The 21,492-nt window shown below is 39.8% G+C and carries 11 protein-coding genes; 8 read left to right on the top strand and 3 right to left on the bottom strand.

What is annotated here, in order from left to right; genetic code table 11:
• The first annotated feature begins 84 nt into the window (after nt 1-84).
• From H6G41_RS00225 to H6G41_RS00205, 5 genes are all read left to right on the top strand, one after another.
• Nucleotides 85-1,515, top strand: coding sequence for an O-antigen ligase domain-containing protein (locus H6G41_RS00225; protein WP_190742509.1), 1,431 nt, complete (start codon nt 85-87; stop codon nt 1,513-1,515).
• A gap of 1,280 nt (nt 1,516-2,795) precedes the next feature.
• Nucleotides 2,796-5,090: a DUF11 domain-containing protein gene (locus H6G41_RS00220; RefSeq protein WP_190742508.1), complete on the top strand. Its 2,295-nt coding sequence runs from the start codon at nt 2,796-2,798 to the stop codon at nt 5,088-5,090.
• A gap of 35 nt (nt 5,091-5,125) precedes the next feature.
• The gene (locus H6G41_RS00215) at nt 5,126-8,650 is read left to right on the top strand and encodes a filamentous hemagglutinin N-terminal domain-containing protein (RefSeq protein WP_190742507.1); all 3,525 of its coding nucleotides are present in this window, start codon (nt 5,126-5,128) and stop codon (nt 8,648-8,650) included.
• Between the two features lie 89 nt (nt 8,651-8,739).
• On the top strand, nt 8,740-11,367 hold the full coding sequence (locus tag H6G41_RS00210; protein ID WP_190742506.1) for a CHAT domain-containing protein: 2,628 nt from the start codon (nt 8,740-8,742) through the stop codon (nt 11,365-11,367).
• Nucleotides 11,368-11,791: 424 nt separating this feature from the next.
• The gene (locus tag H6G41_RS00205) at nt 11,792-13,243 is read left to right on the top strand and encodes a hypothetical protein (protein ID WP_190742505.1); all 1,452 of its coding nucleotides are present in this window, start codon (nt 11,792-11,794) and stop codon (nt 13,241-13,243) included.
• A gap of 550 nt (nt 13,244-13,793) precedes the next feature.
• Here the strand turns inward: H6G41_RS00205 and H6G41_RS00200 are convergent.
• Both H6G41_RS00200 and mnmG read right to left on the bottom strand, forming a co-directional pair.
• A complete protein-coding gene (locus H6G41_RS00200; protein WP_190742504.1) occupies nt 13,794-15,104 on the bottom strand; it encodes a hypothetical protein in 1,311 nt (436 codons plus the stop codon).
• 211 nt (nt 15,105-15,315) lie between these two features.
• Nucleotides 15,316-17,271, bottom strand: coding sequence for a tRNA uridine-5-carboxymethylaminomethyl(34) synthesis enzyme MnmG (gene mnmG / locus H6G41_RS00195; protein WP_190742502.1), 1,956 nt, complete (start codon nt 17,269-17,271; stop codon nt 15,316-15,318).
• Nucleotides 17,272-17,451: 180 nt separating this feature from the next.
• On the opposite strand from mnmG, the gene H6G41_RS00190 reads away from it, so the two are divergent.
• Nucleotides 17,452-18,303 (top strand): D-alanyl-D-alanine carboxypeptidase family protein, encoded by an 852-nt coding sequence (locus H6G41_RS00190; protein WP_190742500.1) that lies wholly within the window; start codon nt 17,452-17,454, stop codon nt 18,301-18,303.
• Nucleotides 18,304-18,324: 21 nt separating this feature from the next.
• Here H6G41_RS00190 and ruvC read toward each other — a convergent pair whose 3' ends face one another.
• A complete protein-coding gene (ruvC, locus tag H6G41_RS00185; RefSeq protein WP_190742497.1) occupies nt 18,325-18,816 on the bottom strand; it encodes a crossover junction endodeoxyribonuclease RuvC in 492 nt (163 codons plus the stop codon).
• 168 nt (nt 18,817-18,984) lie between these two features.
• Between ruvC and yvcK the strand changes: the two genes are divergently transcribed.
• Together yvcK and tsaE are read left to right on the top strand one after the other, a co-directional pair.
• Nucleotides 18,985-20,355, top strand: coding sequence for a gluconeogenesis factor YvcK family protein (yvcK, locus tag H6G41_RS00180; protein WP_190742495.1), 1,371 nt, complete (start codon nt 18,985-18,987; stop codon nt 20,353-20,355).
• Nucleotides 20,345-20,839 carry a tRNA (adenosine(37)-N6)-threonylcarbamoyltransferase complex ATPase subunit type 1 TsaE gene (gene tsaE, locus H6G41_RS00175; protein WP_190742492.1) on the top strand — a complete coding sequence of 165 codons (495 nt, stop codon included), beginning with the start codon at nt 20,345-20,347 and terminating at the stop codon, nt 20,837-20,839. Before yvcK ends, tsaE begins: the two co-directional genes overlap by 11 nt.
• Nucleotides 20,840-21,492: the final 653 nt, after the last annotated feature.

Here is a 21,492-nt window from a genome sequence, read left to right as displayed (position 1 = left end):
TTACAATTCATCTAATTAGGGTGGTTCACGCCCAGTATCTCCAGATTTTACGAACCAAAAATAAAATCTAAAATCCAAAATTGAATGGCCTCTCAGCAATTACTTTTCAATAGTGTCTTAAAAGAGAATTTCTCTCCCCAAGAACGAGCACCACAAGCTTGGATGGTAATCTTGGGTTTTGTACTTCTCACAGTAGTTTGTTATTTTGCTGGTGCAGCTGGGATGTTGCGTCTAGTGTTTCCCGCAACAGCTTTATTAGTAGGTTTATTTCTCTATTTTCGTCATCCTCTTCTCTATATCGGCTTTACTTGGTGGATCTGGTTTATCACACCTTTAGTTGCTCGTTTAATCGACTATCGAATAGGTTGGGATCCTACTCGTCAGATACTGATTACACCCTATTTAGTAGTCTTTGTATGTATAGGTACCTTTTTACGTTATCTTCCTAGCAGCATCCGCCAAGGAGGGTTACCTTTTTTCTTAGGTTTTATTGGGGTATTTTATGGTTTTCTTGTAGGACTAATTTATAACGCACCTATTCCTGTAGCTCGCGGTCTTTTAGATTGGCTCAGTCCGATTATTTTTGGTTTCCATTTATTTACTAATTGGCGAGATTATCCGAGCTATCGCCAGCATATCCAGCGGACATTTCTGTGGTGTGTTTTGATTTTGGGCGCTTATGGCGTATATCAATTTGTCGTCGCACCAGAGTGGGATAAATACTGGCTCCTAGAGTCCAAAATGTTTACCAGTTCTGGAAATCCAGAACCTTTTGGGATGCGTGTATGGAGTACATTGCACTCAGTTGGGCCTTTTGGATCTGTTATGCAAGCTGGTTTATTATTATTATTTACTAGAACTGGATTTTTAATTTTTCCTGCCTCTATTGTTGGCTATTTATCATTTATCCTAGCCCAAGCCCGGACTAATTGGGGTGGTTGGTTGCTAGGAGTAGTTCTGATTTTAGGTTCGGTCAAAGCCAAAATTCAAATGCGGTTAATTACTATTATTTTGATAATGGCAATATGTGTTGTACCATTAACAACCATCGAACCAATTTCTGAAATAGTTATTAGTCGGTTTGAGAGTTTTTCTAATCTCGAAAATGATACTAGCTTTAGAGATAGATCGGGAAGTTACGATAGAAACCTGAGCATTGCTCTTTCTAATGGTTTAGGTAATGGTTTAGGAAATATTTGGAAAGTCAACGAGAAAACCGGACAAATTGAAGTATTTGTCATTGATAGCGGTGTTTTAGATATATTCTTCACTTTGGGCTGGTTTGGTGCTGTACCTTATTTAGGTGGTTTAATTTTATTAGTTATTAATGTTAGTAAGTACACTGAAAGCCGATTTGATAGTTTTGTTAGTGCTGCCCGCGCTATTGGTATCAGTTTTTGTTTACAATTAGTTATTAGTAGCGGGATGCTGAGTATTGGTGGCATGATGCTTTGGGGATTTCTTGCTATGGCTATGGCTGCACATAAATATTATCAGCATCAGGGGATTAAATAGTTATTAGTTAGCGAGCAGTGGTTATTGTGGAATAGCCTAATAGTTAACAGTCAATAGTCAATAGTTACTAGGGAAAGATAAACAATATGTTAATCGACACATTAATAATATTCTAGCGGGTAAGGCAATACCTTGCCCCTATAATCTGTCGCATTCTTTTTTCAAATTGGTATTACTAACGCGGCCGTTTAGCATTGCATGGGTTGTTAATTGGCATTGTTGGATGATTGCAAATATGTAAGGAAATGTATACTTTAATAGTTGCAATACCACCAATATTGCAGAGATATTCTGATGCTTATTGTGTAGTGGTTGGCGGTAAGCACGATTTAGAACCAGACTATGAGGATTTCTTAAGTTCAATGCAATGGCTCCCCAAAATCGTGCTAAGCACTACTAAGTTAAAATAATATAACAGTTCCGTAAGTCCTGGTTAACTGTCAACTATCCACTCTCAACAAATTGAAGCGAAATAATTTATTTTTTGGAATTACTGCACTGAATGCGATCGTGATTTAATTGCAAATGTATTTTATACAGGTAAAATTTTATCAGATACTGCCTACAGATAAGCTTAGATACAATTGGTACTCAGCCTATTTTCGGAAATATGAAGTTTTAAATAAGAGGGTGATTTTTCTCTCTTCAAAGTAAGATCATCCAATTAGTAAGTTGAGCCAAATTAATTTTCCACTTGTTCCTTACTGCATCTGCATTTCAGGTGTTTTAATACATAAACTATTTAGCATACATACTTGTAACGCAAAAATCTCCTACTTAATAATTTATTTAGAAAATCTCCTCTGAGATAGCTTTTTTAAAGATATTATCTAGATTTTTAGAAACACATAACATTATGCTTTAATAACTAAAACAGTAATATTTTGTTTATTTGCTATGAATACAGAGTTTCGCAAAATACCTTGTATCTACTCAAGAGTTTAGACTTTATCCATTAGCAAAAATCATGGATATGTATATTTTTTTGACAAAGATTTAAGTTGAATCTCACAAAAATTGTGAAGGAAGATCTGCAAATTAAAAACAATATTGAAAAAACCTTGTTATTAACATTCAACTAAGCAGATACTTGCTACTTACTAAACAAAGGTTACCAATCTAAATCAACCTAGGTTTGCTAGTACAGACTAATTAAAGCTATGCAAGTTTAAGCTTTTTACCTCCAATCTTTCAGAACAATGTTTGTTAATTAGTCAAGGGTGAACGCTGTCACTCTCGACTTTTTTCGATTCTCATCTACTCACCGATGTAATAATTCTATGACTACTAAAACTATGAGCGTTTCAAATACTTCTTTACAAGATAGCAGCAAAAGCTACTGCGAACCTTTAGTAGCTGATTTATCTCTAAAACAAACTATCTCTAATACTCCTTTAGTATTAGGTAGTGAAGCTACTTTTACATTGAGATTAAATAATAGCGGCCCTGCTAATGCAACCGGGGTAAAAATTCAAGATTTATTACCTGCTGGTTTTAGCTTTGTTAAAGCTACTACTAGTCTGGGGAATTATGATAGCAAAACCGGAATTTGGGATGTTGGTAATATCAAATCGGGACGTAGTGCAACCCTAGTATTGACGGGTAAAGTTGTCAATGCAACTAGCGCCGATGCTTACACTAATGTAGCAGAAATTATTGCGGCTAATCAACACGATCCAGATTCAGTTGTGAATAATCGCAACCCCTATGAAGATGACTACACTAGTGTAACTGCACCTGTTGTTAAGTTAGATTTAAGCAAAAAGTTTACTAAAGTTACCAAGGAAGTAGATGGTAATAATGATGGTAAACCAGAGCAATTTTTAGCCCTTCCTGGTGATGATGTATCGTTTCAAATTCAAGTCACTAATAATGGTGCAGTTAATGCTACCAATGTGAAAATTTTAGACGATATGACCCAGGTTTTGCCCATTGGATTAACATTGCAAAGCCTCAGTCTGGATGGTGGTGTGAATCTTGATACTGCTGGTGGCGGTGATGGGAATGCCCAAACAGTTGAGGTACTATTTAATAGTATAGCGCCTGGGGAAACCAAAACTATTACAGTTAACGCCAAAGTTAGTACTGATAACGTTAAAACTGCTAATTTATCCGGTCAAATAGGCACAATTGACCCGCTTACAGGCAATCTTAATTCAGAACTACCAGAATATTATAATACATCTTTTAATGGGACATTTTTTCTGCATTACAACGTGCAAAAAAATGCCAATCAACCAAGGGCTAATTTTGGCTTATTAAATATTACTAATCAAGCGGAAATTGTCGGTTTTAACGGTAAGAATCTCAACCCTGGCTCAATTACAGCTAACGCCAGGTTAGATGTTTCTAGCTTTAAAATAGCTGGAACGCTAAATAACGGACAGCAATTTACTATTTATTCTATTGAAGATTTACTCGATCCTAGTAGTACTCCTGGATCGTATATTTTCAATCCCGATCCTGATGTAGAACCAGCGCCTAAAGCTTATCCTACCAATAATCAATCGGAATTTTTACCACCTGGTCAAACTGGAAGCGCGAGTTTTTTTGCAAGTTGGCTGAAAAATAACGATCCGCAATATTTAGCCGATTTAGCAGTTTGGGATACTTTACAAGCTGATGGAGATTTATCGAATATTGAAGATGAAAAAGCGGTAGTAGACGCCCTATTTAAGTTTATTGAAGATGGGGTTTATAGCCGCGATCGCTTTGATAATGGTAGCTTTACTATTGACAACGGTACGCAAACAGAAACAATAGAATTTAACGCAGGCGAATTTAGTCCAGGTACTACCGATTTTGTGAATATTGCTGTGACAGATACAAATGCTGTCGTCACCGATCGCAATGGTAATGCTGTGGGGACTTTTAGGAATTTGCAAGCGGCTTTAGACTCATTTAATTTTACCAATCCCACTGGCGTAAATGTGACGATTAACGATGCCAATGGGGATAAAATAGTTAGAAGCAGATTGCAACAACTTAGCACTTATAATTTTGAGAAAAATTGGTCAATTCAAAACATCACGATTGGTAATAATATCAATCAAGTAATTTTAGCATCAGGCAATAAGTCAGCTAATATTGATTTGTCGCAAGTTAATATTACTAATCCAATTCAAAATTTTCAGTTACAGGGCAATAACGCCAAAGATACCATTACAGGAAGTCGGTTTAATGATGTCATTGTCGGCGGTAACGGTAATGATATATTATCTGGTTTTGATGGCAATGACTCGATTAATGGGGGTAATGGTCGAGATAGCTTAACCGGTGGTAGAGGTAACGATATTTTAACCGGGGGATTGGGGGCTGATGACTTTGTCTTTGGTGTAAACTTTGGTAACGACATCATTACAGATTTTTGTAAAGGTCAAGATAAAATCGACCTAAGAGAACTGAAGCTAGTTAAAGGTATGTTGGATAGTAATGGCGATCGCGTCCTTAATCTTAAAGATAGCCTCGTCTCCCTGAACAATCACAATCTCCAGCTAGATCTAACCTCTTTAAATGGTGGTACTATCACTTTCACAGGAGTCACTGCGGTTAATATCAACGATTTTATATTTTAACCAGAGTCCTCAGTGAAGCAATCAGCTAACTCAAGATGGTGCACTACAAATTAATTAAGATTTTGGTAAGCAGTGGAGCGATCGCCTGTACCCTGAGTTTAACCCCTGGTGTATGGGCGCAGATTATCCCTGACAATAGTTTAGGCACAGAAAGCTCAGTAATAACCCCGAATGTACAACAATCAGGCGGTAATATAGAACGCATTGATGGTGGTGCAATTCGGGGTAGTAATTTATTTCACAGCTTCCAAGACTTCAACGTCGGTAATCAGCAACGAGTCTATTTTGCTAATCCATCAGGGATTGAGAATATTCTCGGACGAGTTACGGGAAATCAAGCCTCAACTATTTTCGGAACCCTGGGCGTATTAGGTGGTGCTAATTTATACTTAATTAATCCTAACGGCATTGTTTTTGGTAAAGATGCGCGTTTAGATATATCTGGTTCTTTTTTCGCCAGTACCAGCAAAAGTTTGTTGTTTCCCAATGGGGAAAGATTCGGTACGCAAAACCCAAAAGCACCTTCCCTACTCACCATTAACCAACCTTTAGGGTTAGATAGTTGGTTACCACCCGAAAGTACCATCACTAACTCTGGTAACTTATCTGTAGGGCAAGATTTAACTTTAGCGGGTAAAAATCTCGACTTGCAAGGACAGTTACAAGCAGGGAATAATTTAACTTTACAAGCTACCGATACCTTAAAAATTAGAGATAGCGTCAATCAGCCTTTTATCGCCTCATCTGGGCAGAAATTACTCGCCCAAGCCAATAAAATCGACATTTTCGCCTTAAATCATCCTCATAGTGGCTTTTTCGCAGGTAATAATATGCTGTTGCGTTCCGCCAATGCTATTGGGGGAAATGCAAAATTTTCCACTGGTGGAAATTTTCGCCTCGAACAAATCAATGGTAATGGTGGAGATTTAGCTAGTACTGACGATCCGATTATTCGCGCTAGTGGCGATGTTAGTTTTAATAGTTATACAGGTGCTTCTCTGCACATTTTTGCAGGTGGTAGCGTCACAATCGATAGTTTAAATATTACTAGTCCTGATAATACAAATTTTATTAATGAAACAGTTACCTTAGCTGATGGTGTCACTCAAGTCTCCATTAATGGTAGTCTCAAACCAACTGTTGATATTAGAGCCGGAACAACTGCCTTTAATCCCATAGGAATTACCGGAGATAGTGCTGTTTTTTCTCCTCCTACCAGCACAGATGGTAATCCCAGCAATGCCAATATTACTATCAATCAAATTATCAATCAAGGAGGATTAATATATTTAACTAATCAGTATCAACCGAATCCTAATTTATCCGGTGATATTAATATTAAATCTCTAGCTCAGACATTTACTGATGCTGGCGGCGGTGATATAGTCATTGACTCCAAGGGGAAAATTATTACCCCCCTAGTTCTTGGTGCTTCTGCTTACGAGGATAGTAATACTGTGTTTAATAACCCTGGTGGCAATATTACATTGTTAGCTCAAAGTAATATTTTTATGCCTGCTGGGGCGCAAATTTTTTCCTACGGTTCTGTAGGCGGAAATATTACCTTAAAAAGTCAATCAGCGATTATTCAAGAAGCAGCACCTCAATTCAGTTCCTTTATTGAAACGGCTGCTTTTAGTGCTGGTAAAGGTGGCGATGTTACACTCAACGCTCCTTTAATTTCTTTGAGTAACTTTGTGCAAAGTAATTTGCGTCGCAGTGCCACAGGTACTGGCGGTAACATAATAATTACTGCTAAATCCTTAGAAGCAAATCAAGCCAATTTATCTACCGTTACTCGTGCGGGAAATGCTGGGAATGTCATTGTTAATGCTGAGACAATTTCTTTAAATAACTCTGTTATCGCCACTCAAACAAGAAGTGCAGTTGGCGGAAATGCAGGGGATGTAGAAATTAATAGCAAAACCTTTGTCGCTACTAATGGAGGTCAAGTATTCTCGCAAACTAGAGGTTTAGGTAATGCAGGTAATGTTACCGTAAATGTGGCAGATGCGATCGCTCTTACCGGCACTTTAGATGGAGTTTTTAGTGGTTTTAGTAGCGTTGTCAGGGATACTGGTCAAGGCAATGGCGGCATGATTAAAATTAAAACTGGCTCCCTATCTCTACAACAGGGAGCGCAAATTAGAGCTAGCACTGAGGGAATTGGTAATGCAGGCAAAATCGAGATAGAATCTGCTAAATCCGTGATTATTGATGGTGCAGTTTTATTTTCACCCCCCGGTTTTCCCGAACCAGTGGTACTTCCTAGCGCGATTCTCAGCGAAGTCTTACCCGGTTCTCGAGGTAATGCTAACAATATTGCCATTAAAACTGGTCAACTGACAGTGAAAAATGGTGCTTTTATTAGTTCTAGTACTAATTCTGTTGGTAATGCAGGTAATATTTTTATTAATGCCAGTGAATCAGTAAGTTTTGATGGTAATCCTGGAGAACCGTTTGATCCTAGTGGTGCTTTTGTCGGTACATTAGAAGGTGCAACCGGAGAAGCCGGTAAGCTGGAAATTACTACCCCATCTTTATTTGTTACCAATGGCGCACAGTTAGAAGCCTTAACCGCCAGTGCGGGAAAAGCAGGCGATATCATAATTATCGCGAAAGATAGAGTTTTACTCTCAGGTGCAAATACAGGTCTATTTTCTAATACTACTCCGGGTTCTACTGGTAATAGCGGTAGCATTTTCATCGATCCAGAATTGGTAGAGATTAAAGATGGTGCAGCCATTTCTGTTAATAGCCAAGGTACGGGAACTGGTGGCGATATTGAAATTCAAGCCAATAAATTAATTCTTGACAATCAAGCGCTTATTTCTGCGGCAACAGACAGCACCAATGGCGGGAATATTAGTTTAAGATTACCAGATTTATTATTGTTACGCCGTGAAAGCGAGATTTCCACCACTGCGGGAAATGCGGGTGCAGGTGGTGACGGCGGTAACATTACCATCGACACCAATTTTATCGTCACTGTCCCCGCAGAAGATAGCGATATTACAGCTAACGCTTTCTTTGGTCGTGGTGGTAATGTCAAGATTACGGCTACCAGCCTGTTTGGAACTGGGTTTCAAGCACAGCCTACTTCTAGAAGTGATATTACAGCCAGTTCAGTTTTCGGTGTTTCGGGAACTGTATCAATTAACAATCCAGAAATCGATCCGAGTTCGGGGTTGGTAGAGTTAGCAGATAAACCTACCGATCCAAGCGATCGCATAGTTGCTAGTTGTGCTGCAACTGAGGGTAATTCTTTTACCATCACCGGCACAGGTGGTTTACCCGCAGATCCAGCAACAACCGCTCGCGGACTCACTTTTTTGTCCGATATGCGAGATTTTACAACTACAGAGAGCCGCAATCAAGCAACTAATACCTTGCCGCAAATTAGACAATTAATTATTGCTGCTAACAGTTGGAGAATAAATGTCCAAGGAGAAGTAGAATTAGTTGCATCTTTACCTCAAGAAAGCTTCAATAAATCTCCTGACTGTAGTAATCTATCAAAATTGCACAACAAGCCAAAAAACTTGAAAAATCCCTATTAATAACTCTATATGCTCAACATTGCCCAATATGAAAAATTTTGGCTTAAACCTGATTTCAGCACTTTGTGTATTTATTTAAATTAAATATTATGAATAATCAATCACTAATCAAAATCGCCAAAATTTTATTTGTTAAGTTATCTGCAAAAAGGAAAATTCGACAGAATATATATATATTTATTCTCAGCTTGATATTAACTGTATTATTAATTAATAAAAATATTTATGCTGTCGCTAAACCTCCTAACTTACCAAATTCGCAACCGCTAATTCAACAACTATCTAATAATCCCGATTTATTGTCTGAAGGTAAAAACTACTATCAAAATGGGCAATATCAAGCAGCCGCTAAAACATGGGAAAATGCCCTAAAGTTTTATCAGAATAGACAAGAAGTAATCAAACAAATTCAAATATTAAATTATTTGAGTTTGGTATATAAAAATTTAGGTAATATCCCCCAAAGCGACAAAATAATTAACGAAAGTATTAATTTAATCAAGCAGTTTCAAGCATCAGACACCAAGACTAGTTTGCTGTTAGCTCAAGCATTAAATACCCAAGGTTCGCTGCAAATAATGCAAGGAAAAACAGAAACTGCTATAGATACTTGGAAGCAAGCCGCAGTAATTTACGAGCGCACCGGAGATAAAACAGGTAAACTCATCAGTCAAATTAATCAAGCCCAAGGTTTACAAATTTTAGGACAATATCGACGGTCAAAAACCTTGTTAGAAGGACTGGTAAAAGAACTGCAAAATCAACCCGATAGTTTGCTAAAAGCCCAAGGATTGAGAAGTTTAGGAATAGCTTTGCAAACTACAGGTGACTTACAGCAATCTCAGACAGTACTAGAAAAAAGTTTGGCAATTAGTAAACAACTTAACTCTCCCGCTGATGTAAGTGCAGTTATTTTCAGCCTGGGTAATGTTGCTAAAGATTTAAAAAACTATGATGTTGCTTTGAGCAAGTATCAAGAAGCAATTAATTTATCTCCAGAACCACAAATTAAATTAGAAGCCCAATTAAATCAATTGAGCTTGTTAGTAAAACTGCAAAAATGGGAAGCTACTGAATCGCTAATTCCAGCAATTGAAAATAACCTGGCTTTACTTTCTCCTAGCCGTCCAGCTATTTATGCTCAAATAAACTTTGCAGACAGCCTCATGCAAAAAGAGAGTAAGCAGACAGATTCAAAGCACAATTATGTCAAAATTGCTCAATTGTTAGTAAAAACTAGCCAACAAGCGCAAGAAATTCAAGATTCTAGATCCGAGGCTTATTCTCTGCAACAACTAGGTAAACTCTACCAACAGAACGGTCAATTAACAGAGGCGACAAAACTAACTAAACAAGCACAAATATTAGCTCAAGCAATGAATGCACCTGATTTGGTGGCGCGGACTGCGGCACAATCAGGGAAAATTGCTAAAGAACAAGGAGATATTGAAAATGCGATCGCAGCTTATGAAATCGCCTTTAATAACTTACAATCCCTGCGCAGCGATTTAATTGCGATTAATCCCGATGTCCAGTTTGACTTTAAAGAAAGTATTGAACCAATATATCGAGATTATGTGAGTTTGTTATTACAACCAGGAGATAATCAAAACAACCTCAAACAAGCGCGTCAGGTAATCGAAGCTCTACAACTAGCTGAATTGGATAATTATTTTAAAGATGCTTGTGTCGATACCCATCCTGTAGCTATCGATCAAATCGATGTCCAAGCTGCTGTTATTTACCCAATTATTTTAAGCGATCGCTTAGAAGTTATCCTTTCTATTCCCAATCAACCCCTGCATCACTACAGTACCCAAATCCCCAAAGCACAAGTAGAAGCTAACCTCAAACGCCTTTACTCTTATATGTCCCGTGGTTATATTCGGGAAGAGAGTTTTCGCCTCTCACAACGAGTTTATAAATGGTTAATCGCGCCTGCGGAGGAAAAACTCAACAGCAGTAAAGTTACCACCTTAGTCTTTGTGCTAGATGGTTTGTTGCGTAACTTACCAATGGCAGCGCTGCACGATGGCAAACAATATGTAGTAGAAAAATATAATGTGGCTCTCAGTCCAGGATTACAGTTATTTCCCCAAGGACTAGAACGGCAAAAATTAGGGGTTTTAGCTGCGGGGTTAACAGAAGCACGCCAAGGGTTTAGTTCTTTACCCGCTGTTACAGAAGAAATTCAAGAAGTAACGACGAAAATTAATGCCAAAATCTTACTAAATCAAGAATTTACTCGCGATACCTTAAAAAAATATCTTGATAGCCAACCATTCCCCATAGTTCACCTTGCAACTCACGGTCAATTTAGTTCTAATCCAGAGGAAACATTTTTACTGACATGGAGCGATCGCATTTCTATTTTAGATTTCGATCGCCTATTCCAATCCCGAAGGTTAGGACTTCAGCAACCAATTGAATTATTAGTTATGAGTGCTTGTCAGACCGCATCTGGCGATAATCGCGCTACCTTAGGTTTAGCTGGGTTTGCTTTGCGTTCTGGAGCTAAAAGTACCATCGCTAGTTTATGGTCGGTAAATGACGAATCTACCGCCAACTTAATGAAAGAATTTTATCAGCAATTGAATAACCCAAACCTGACTAAAGCTGAGGCATTACGACAAGCGCAACTGAAAATCATGGCCGATCCTTTATACCAACATCCCTATTTTTGGTCGGCGTTTGTGCTTGTCGGTAATTGGTTATAAGCGAACTCAGGCTGAAACCCTTACTGAGTCAAGATTTTAGCTAAAATATCCAGTCTTGCTTTCTACTTTCTGAGTACTTTTACTTGATAAAGGAAGTATAAAAGATGATAAACTTATGTGAAGAAAGCATGAAGTTTTCAGGTTGGTATACCTAAAATAAAAACTTAATATTGTGCAGGCTACCTGATACCAACGATTTTAGGCATGTCCTAAACTACTTCAGCTATTCGATTTTCAAATTGAAACTTCCTAGCTAGCTTTGTCTAGCTGCAAATAGGCTTGATTTTCATCATTAATAAATTCAGGGGTATCTAATCAATCATCTTGGGGGCTGATTTTTCTCCTTCCCCCTTGAAGCGACAGGCGATCGCCAAATCTAGGCTTTGTCTTGTTACTTCTGCTGTTCTTTAGAGATTTGTTTTGTATGTTCCTGAATATTTCACTTTTTCGTCGTTTCTTACCTTTGTGTCTCGGCAGTTTTCTGTTGATTATAGTTAGTCAACCAGCCTTCTCCCAAGAGGTTGGTATCTCTGTCAATTGGAGCAAACAGCTAACTAATCCAATTACCTCAAAACCCTTAGTGTCAACGCCTTTGCACTTCGGACTCAACTCTTATCAGGGAAATATCCCAGGAATAGCTAACGTAGGTGGTAATACCAACTATCGTAATGGTGTAAATGCCATGCGCCCTGGCTTAATCAGATACCATTACGCAGGCCAGATGAAAGACTCCACCACAGATAAACGTGGCTGGGTAAAGAATCCCAATTCATCAAACTTTTCTTGGGATGTAGAAAAGATAACTGCGGCGATGAATGGAGCCTACCCGCACAGCCCCGTAATTATGATGAATCTTGTCAACTTTCCTGCTTACTTAACCGATAGTAAGGGAGCGCTGAAACCTTCTGAATACAAGCGATACGGACAGTTTTGTGCAGAGTTGGTGAGAATCTTAAATATCAAGCAGCAAAAAAAGATTAAATATTGGGAGGTAACCAACGAGCTTGATTCTAAACCCTACTACCGCGATAACATGGCCGAGGTAGGGAAGATATTTGCGATCGCCGCGCGAGAAATGCGCAAAGTCGATCCCACAATCAAAATCGGCGGCCCAGCCTTCGCCCAATCTTACACCCCAGGGAGAATAGATGCTTTTGTCTCGACAGCATTCCCCGAATTAGATTTTATCTCCTATCATACCTATTCCACAGGTTCTAAGACCAATGCCAACTCAGAAATTTGGAACTCTGCACAAAAAACTGTAGGTGCGGCGACAAACTACATGCGCAACAGCGTCAAGAAGTTTACTGCAAAACCGATCGAATATTTCCACAACGAGTACAACATCAGTTGGTCTCCGCCAGATCAGCGCATGACTAACGATGTGAGTGCCATATTTGATGCCTTAGCAGCACGTTCTATTCTCTATGCAGGCGCAACCGGAGCGACAGCTTGGAACGAGGCTGATGGCTGGTATGGTAAACTTGGCGCTTCTCCCTCTTTCCCCAGACGCCCTGCATCCTGGGTTTTTGAGTATTTGAATCAGGGTTTTTACGGTAAAGTCCTGGAGTCAACCAGTTCCAACAGCTCTACTTTAGTACCTTTAGCAGTTTTGGGTGAGGCTAGTGGTAAGAAGTATTTATCCTTGATGTTAGTCAACAGATCCGGTGTCAATGTTTCCGCACGTCTGAAGATGATTGCACCCCAAAGTTGGGCGTTACCCGGAGCCTCTGGACAAAAAATTCAACTGTACAAAGTCAACCAAAATGGTAGCAACTCTGTAACTGGTTCAACTTTGCCATCCACAATTATTCGCGGACAGGCTTTTTCGGTTGAACCTAATAGTATTTTGTTTTTAACAGTCAAGCCTAATTAATTACCCAGGTAGGGGCATGGCAGTGCCATGCCCTCTAAAATATATTGATGTGCTACAAACCAAACATTATTGAAATTAGAATAACAAATTACCAATGCCCCATGCCCAATGCCCAATGCCCCATGCCCCATACTCAATAACAATTACCGCAGATATACGCAGAAGTATTGATCTAACTCATAGCACCAATTATGTTTAATTACCGAGTTAACCATCTAATGAGGTGTCACACCCCTGATAACAGATAAGGGAAAATACTGTATTATTTATTCAATTAATCGAGCAAAAAATATTTTCTGCAAAGATAACTAGTAAATACTAGTAAACTTAAGCAGCCATTCCCAATATGGCAATTCTCAACCACACATTTTTATCTGTAATTAGTGGTTAAGTGTAGGCATATTCAGATTAAGTAGGTAAGGCATAATACCAATTTGCTAAAATTCAGCACAAAATTATGTCCGATTTTCGTAATTGGGCATTACGAATTGATATCAGCCCTACCTATGATAAATATGCATTTGGGTCAAATTGAAAGTTTTAGATTGTTTTACAGCTTCTGTCCTGTATAAATTGAGCGCACTTCACCATTCCGACGGACGATCGCTTCCCCATTACTCACATCTACTAGTGTCCAGCCACTTGAACCGATGCTTTCACCAATAGCAAAGCGTTGTGTACTACCATCAATTTTAAATAAAGCCGCAGACTTGTTTCCCAACTCCATTATTCCCTCTAGGATATGGGTAGGAAGAGGTTGTGATGTAGTTGACACAGCCTGTTGCAAAGATACAGTAGATACCGATGCTGTAGCTGTAGATGCTTGTGCTGGTGCAGCCCGAAATGGCACAACTGGTAATGTCGGTAGCAGATTGGATGTTTGCCCAACTGCTACTGGTGCAGTACGTACACTCACAGGTTTTAGATCTGTGCGTACAGCAGCCGCAAACATATTGACGCTAACAGGTTTAGCTGGTTTGCGCACAGCATTTAAAGCATTTTTGACAGCCCCAGGACGGGAGATGGTTGGTACAGCCGCCACAGGTGATTTGGTTTTAGGAATCTGTGGAAGTAGGGACGGGACATTGCGCATGGGGGCTGGTGCTTGATACACAGGTATGTATATGCGCTCAACAATGTTTTTGGTAAGTCTTGGGGCTGGTGGTACGTTATTTGCAGCCAGAGGTGTTGGCAAAAGCAGGTTTTTCTGGGTGCTAACTACAGGTAAGGCTGCTACTTTGGGAGTTTCGCCAATGTTGTTATTACCCGGAGTGGCGTAGCTTTGATTGTTTTTGCTTTGTTGCTGTTCAATAATTGACAGCGCCCCTAGCATGTAATCAACTAACTCAGCTTGGACATCAACTTTTGTCGGTAATTGCGGCTGTTGTCCCTGGATATATGCGGAGGTAATTGGCTTAGAGGTGGCAAAAGTTAGCAATCTCGAGTTGAACAAATAAATAATGCCCGCGATCGCCACACCGATAATAGTTGACCCTATAATCAGCAATGTGCCAAAAGGACTCTTGGTTTTCTTCAACTTGCGAATTACTGCTTTTTTAGCCGGGGTATCAACTACTACTTTGCTGACAGGTTTTTCCCGCATTTGGGAAACTCCTTCTACAGCTTGCTGTAGTTCATCTGGTAATACAATCTGCGGCATTTTCACTGTTTGCAGAGGCACATACTCTACATTCACAGTTTGGTGGGAAAAATCCCCGGTAGCATCCAGAACATTATCGATATCGGCAAAGATTTCATCCATCAAGCCATCAGCGTAGACTTCAATTGTCCAAGGCTCGTTGGCAATCAATTCATCTGATGGTTCTGGAATAATGAGATGAGTACTGGCTTCTTTTAACATAAGGCTTGTGGGTGGTAGCTGCGAGGACGGCTCAATACCGCCCTTACTGCCTGGGAATCAGGATTTTCTGTGAAATGTTCAATCTTCCGTCCAAACTAGACGAGTTGATTGGTTTATGGTATTAAATTCAACTGAGAATCTAGAGACTGCTGATGATGCCATTTCTAAATCCATGTCATCTATCATACCCATCTCCTCCCTACTACTATACTCAAGCTTCATGAAGTTTTTTTGAAGCCAGGGCTGGAAACTCTGACTGGCTCTTTGTTTTACGTAATTCTAAATATATTAATAAAGCATTAATATCTGCTGGGTTTACGCCACCTATACGTGCTGCTTGACCAATAGTCAGTGGTTTTACTTTACTTAACTTTTCTCGCGCTTCTTTTGAAAGGGTATCAATTGTTGTGTAATCCAAATCTGGGGATAACTGGCGGTGTGCTTGACGGGCAATCTGTTCAATTTGATGTTGTTGTCTAGCTAAATAACCAGAATACTTAATGTCAATTTCTGCACCTTCTTTTTCAACAGTATTCAAGCTGGGATTTCCCAGTCCGTATCTATCGAGATCAATATAGTGGAATCCCGGACGACGTAATAAGTCAGCTAAGGTAATCGAACCTTTAATTGCTTGTTGGGTATCAGCTGTGATCGCTCTTCCTATTTCATCATGTTCTTTTACCCTTGTGGCGTGTAACCGTTCTTTTTCGGCAATAATCTGTGCTTGTTTGTGGGTATATAATTGCCAACGGCGATCGCCAATTAAGCCAATTTCCCTTCCCAAAGGTGTCAATCGCTGGTCAGCATTATCAGAGCGCAGTATTAATCTGTACTCTGACCGACTCGTAAGCATACGGTAAGGTTCGCGTAAATCCTTGGTACAGAGGTCATCAATCAAAGTTCCTATGTAACTTTGCTCACGCGGAAAAACAATCATTTCCTGACCGCGCACAAACCGCGCCGCATTCACACCAGCCACAAATCCTTGGGCTGCTGCTTCTTCATAACCTGTTGTGCCGTTAATCTGTCCAGCACAAAACAGTCCTGCAATTTTTTTCGTCATCATTGTCGGGTAACACTGAGTTGCAGGTAAATAGTCATACTCCACAGCATAAGCCGGACGTAGCATTACACAGTTTTCTAAACCGGGAAGACTACGTAACATTTGCAGTTGCAAATTTTCCGGTAAACCTGTAGAAAATCCTTGAATATAAAGTTCGGGAATATCCCTACCTTCTGGTTCAATAAAGATTTGATGGCTTTCTTTATCAGCAAAGCGGACAATCTTATCTTCAATACTCGGACAATAACGCGGCCCCTTGGCCTCTACCCAACCACCATATACAGGGGACAAGTGTAAATTTTCTTGAATCAGGCGATGGGTTTCAGCAGTCGTGCGGGTAATGTAGCAAGGCATTTGCTCTCGTTCTACCCAGACTTCTGGGTCAAAGCTAAACCAGCGGACTTCTTCATCCCCCGGCTGGAGAGACATTTTACTGTAATCCACCGATCGCTTGTCTACCCTTGCAGGTGTACCAGTTTTTAGTCTTCCTGTTTCAAAACCGAGGCGATTTAAGGTTTCCGTTAAGCCTTCCGCCGCAAATTCTCCTGCGCGTCCCGCCGCCATTGACTTATTTCCTACCCAAATCTTCCCGCCCAAAAACGTCCCAGTCGTCAAGATAACTGCTTTACACTGGAAAGTCACTCCAAAGTAAGTCTCAACACCAATTACTTCATTGTTAGCACCCAGCACTAAGTCTGTGACCATTCCCTCACGGATTGTTAAATTCTCTTGATTTTCAACAATCCCCTTCATCACCGCTGCATATTCCCGCTTATCCGTCTGGGCGCGTAAAGCCCACACAGCAGGCCCCCGTGACGAATTGAGAATCCGCTTTTGCAGATAAGTCCGGTCTGCCATTTTCCCAATTTCTCCACCCAACGCATCAACTTCATGGGTTAATTGAGATTTAGCTGGCCCTCCCACTGCGGGATTGCATGGTTGCCAAGCAATTTTATCTAAATTCAGTGTCAACAGCAGAGTCCGACAACCGAGGCGGGCAGTAGCAAGGGCTGCTTCACAACCGGCGTGACCTGCACCGACGACAATAACATCAAAAGCGTCTTGCTCAAAAGCTGTTTTGGCAATGGAATTGTGCATGGTCATACTTACAAGGTCAACAAACTTAGAGTTATCTTCAATTTTAGCTGATACCGTAGTTTCATGGATGTGCTTTGGATTGCATGTTAACCCATGCAAAAATTGCCAATTGTTGATTAATTATTAAACAACCTGACTATTCTCTAAAATCAGAACTTATTTAAACAACTTAATCATTATTTGAATATGTACCGAATCTTTCACAAACTAACTTTGCTAACAATTATTTTCCTGATTACTTTTACCCTAGTTGCTAGTAATGGAATTGCTCATCACCAAACAGTTATTCATACCGCACAATTTAATATTTGCTTAAATAACGCACAATGTCTAATTTCTCCTGAACCGATAACTTCACCGACTCCCATTAAACCATTTACTCCCAATCCCGAATTAAACGAGCAGCAGCGTTTTTTGTCAGCAATTGCGATGAAATTACCGACAATTCCCCAACCAGGTACTTATGAATATATTTTATTACATAAATATGGAGCAGTATTTGTCAATCAAGAACCAGAAATTAAACTACCAAAAAAAGTTATCTTGGCTAACGAACAAGAAACTAAAGAATTTCAATCAACCCTCGCGATGATTAAAATTAATGGTACGAAGGATTGTTATTTACAACAAGCAGCAGGATTAGCTTTAAACAAGGCGAAAACAATCCAAAAAATTCCTCTCAAATCAGGTTACGGTAGCGGTGACTGTACGCGCACCTTCAGCACCAATCTCCGATTTTGGCAAAAATATGCTAACAAGAGAACTTTAGAAAAAGTTCGTCAGGGTAAAGAAACAGCAATTTTAAGCATAGTTGCACCACCAGGAACATCACAACATCTCTGGGGATTAGCTATTGATTTACGGCTATCCAGCCAAAAGCAAAGACAGGCTTTAAATCAAAATGGCTGGTTTCAAACTGTAGAAGGTGATACTCCTCATTGGACTTATTTAGGATTAACTGAGTCCCAATTACCTCAGTTTGGTTTCCAGAAAAAATTGATCAGAGGAATCACCTATTGGATAACACCAATTTACTAACTTTATTGCTTGCTTACAAAATTAAATCTGAAACCACGCCGTTAGCGCCACAGCCAAAGCATCAGATGCATCATCTGGCTTAGGAATTTCCTCTAAATTTAACTCCCTGGCCACAGCCTCTTGCACTTCATATTTTTCAGCATTACCATATCCCGTTAACGCTTGTTTGATTTGGGCAGGAGTAAACTCTACATAAGGGAGACGGCGCTGTGCTAAGACTAACATAAGTACACCCCTGGCTTGTGCAACCAAAATAGTACTTGACATACGATAGAAGAATAACTTCTCAATCGCAACCAAGTCAGGTTGTAACTCCTCTATCAGGGTGTGCAAATCGTCAAATAAAGTACATAAGCGTTGCCCCATTTCCGTATTCGCAGAAGTACTAATTACACCAAAATCGAGCATTTGGACGCTTTTTTCTGTGATCTTGGCTGGATTTTGTTTGCAGGTAATTACCCCAAATCCTAAAATCGCCAGCCCTGGATCTAATCCTAAAATACGTTTTTCCATTCAATTCACTTTTACGACAAGGGTTTTTTACTGGCAATGCTAGCAACTTTGATCACTTGCTCCAAGTCTAAGGGAATGAAAAATTGTAATAAGTCTATGCTTGCTGTTTCAAGCAGGTAGTGTACATTTTCTGTTAATTATTGTTTGTCCCACTGCTTTGAATCAGGTATGTCAATAGTTTTTTTTAGACAAGCCCTCAACGCCCTGCAACAGCAGTCGCGCCGTCGCACTTCCCATCGGGTAAACCAGTGGTTCAAGTGGTTATCTCCTGGCTTATCCGTGAAACGTTGGTTACTAATCAGTGTTGGCGGCGTGTTAATGGCGAGTCTGGGGTTGGCTATTTGGATTAAGCTGACCCCAATTTTTTGGGCAATAGAATTGCTGAGGGGGTTTTTGGGATTCATTGCTAATATTTTACCCAACTATATCAGCGGCCCTTTAGTGCTGCTGTTTGGCTTACTGTTGCTACTTTGGGGACAAACTCGTACAGTCGGCTCAATCACTAAGGTACTCAGGCCAGAAGGTGAAGAAGAACTGATTGATGTTTTGTTAGCCCATCATCGATTGTACCGAGGGCCAAAAATGGTCGTGATTGGTGGTGGTACGGGTCTTTCTACTTTGCTGCGGGGGCTGAAAACCTATAGTGCCAATATTACTGCTATTGTGACTGTTGCTGATGATGGTGGATCTTCTGGGCGTTTGCGTCAAGAATTTGGAGTGCTACCACCAGGAGATATTCGCAACTGTTTAGCCGCACTCGCAGATGAAGAAAAATTACTCACAGAATTGTTTCAATACCGCTTTCGCGCAGGGGACGGCTTAAGCGGTCATAGTTTTGGTAATTTATTTTTAACAGCGATGACTGAAATTACTGGGGATTTGGAAAGGGCTGTTGCAGCTAGTTCTAAAGTTCTCGCAGTCAGGGGACAAGTTTTACCAGCTACCCTCAGTGATGTGCGCCTCTGGGCAGAATTAGCCGATGGTCGGCGAATTGAAGGAGAATCGAGTATTCCGAAAGCGGGCGGTAGAATTGTCAAATTGGGCTGTCTTCCGGCTAATCCCCCAGCTTTACCAGCAGCTTTAAAAGCGATTAAAGAAGCAGATTATATTATTATTGGGCCAGGTAGTCTTTATACTAGTTTGATTCCTAATTTATTAGTACCAGAAATTGCTGATGCGATCGCTCAATCTAACGCCCCCCGCATTTATGTCTGCAATATTATGACGCAACCTGGCGAAACTGAGGGTTATACTGTTGCTGACCATATTCGCGCTATTGATGCGGCTACCGATCATCGTCGGCTATTTGATGCTGTACTCGTACATAAAAAATCCCCCTCGGCGAAGTCACTGATCCGCTACGCCCAACAAAATTCTCACCCCGTCTTTTTAGATAGAGAAGCTGTTACTCTCTTAGGGCGGAGAATTGTCCCAGCTAATGTTTTATTTGAAGATGAGACCGGTTATGTCCGTCACAATCCCGAAAAACTAGCAAAAGTCTTATTGCGGTGGTACAGTGGTGCTCATCATGGGAGATGAATTAAAAATTTTGCTCGCAGATGCCGAAGCTACCCTGAATTTGGGTATGACTCTGGGAAAATGTCTTGATGCTGGTAGTGTAATTTTGCTTGAAGGTGATTTAGGCGCGGGTAAAACCACCTTAGTCCAAGGTATTGGTAAAGGTTTGGGGATGAGCGAACCGATTGTGAGTCCGACTTTTACCATCGTTAATGAGTACACAGAAGGTCGGCTTCCCCTTTACCATTTGGATCTATATCGCTTAGAACCACAAGAAGTTGCTGATTTAAATTTAGAGACTTATTGGGAAGGTTTTGAAGTTACACCGGGAATTGTCGCCATAGAATGGCCAGAAAGAATGCCCTACCAACCAGATAGTTATTTGATTGTCAAGTTGAGTTATGGGAATGAGGGCGATCGCCAAGCTAAAATAACTGCATTTAATTATCCTTTTAGCCAGGTAATCGCCGCTATTATTCCTTATTTTCAAGATGCTGAACTTTGACAATAGGCTAATTTCAGCCATCAACTATGGTTTTGCTATCTACCACTACCACGTTCATCAGATTCATTAATTAACATAATTCTCTTAATTTCTCCAATTTTAATCAAGTTAGTAAAAACCACAAACCAAATGTTAATTTTTAGTCAAACCCTTCATTTGGCATCACGAATTAGCTAAATAGCAATGACAAAATGAGCAGTACAGATAGATAGATATTGGTCATACATCACCAAACTAAATGTCTGTACTCTTTTTTTGGTCAATTGTGATTAGCAATTATTAGATACGCTTAATCCAGACAATCAAATAAGATTGCTTTGCCGAATTCTGTGCATTGGTTTCAGCAATATGTGCTGAAATTTGGGAATTTTATGGCAATATGCTGTTTCATCCTGACATGACCTCAATTCTTGGGATGTTTGTTATTGGTGAAACACTTTTTAGGTTATCTTTGTTCAAATTTGCCACTCAGTAATAGTTTATCTGACTGAATTTGCCCAATAAAACAAGTAATTTTTTCAACACAGATTTTTATACTCTGTAAATCAAGCATATATAGACTTATCTTGCTCTGAAAACAGAGTTTTTACAGAACAAATTTAAATTTATTTATCCAGAGTATTTTCTTAAATTTCCGTAAAGAGAAGATAAAA

Origin of the sequence: Tolypothrix sp. FACHB-123 (assembly GCF_014697075.1) — a bacterium.
Lineage (GTDB): Bacteria > Cyanobacteriota > Cyanobacteriia > Cyanobacteriales > Nostocaceae > Aulosira.
The sequence above is the reverse complement of the archived record's forward strand: the minus strand, read 5'-3'. Positions and strand labels throughout refer to the sequence as shown.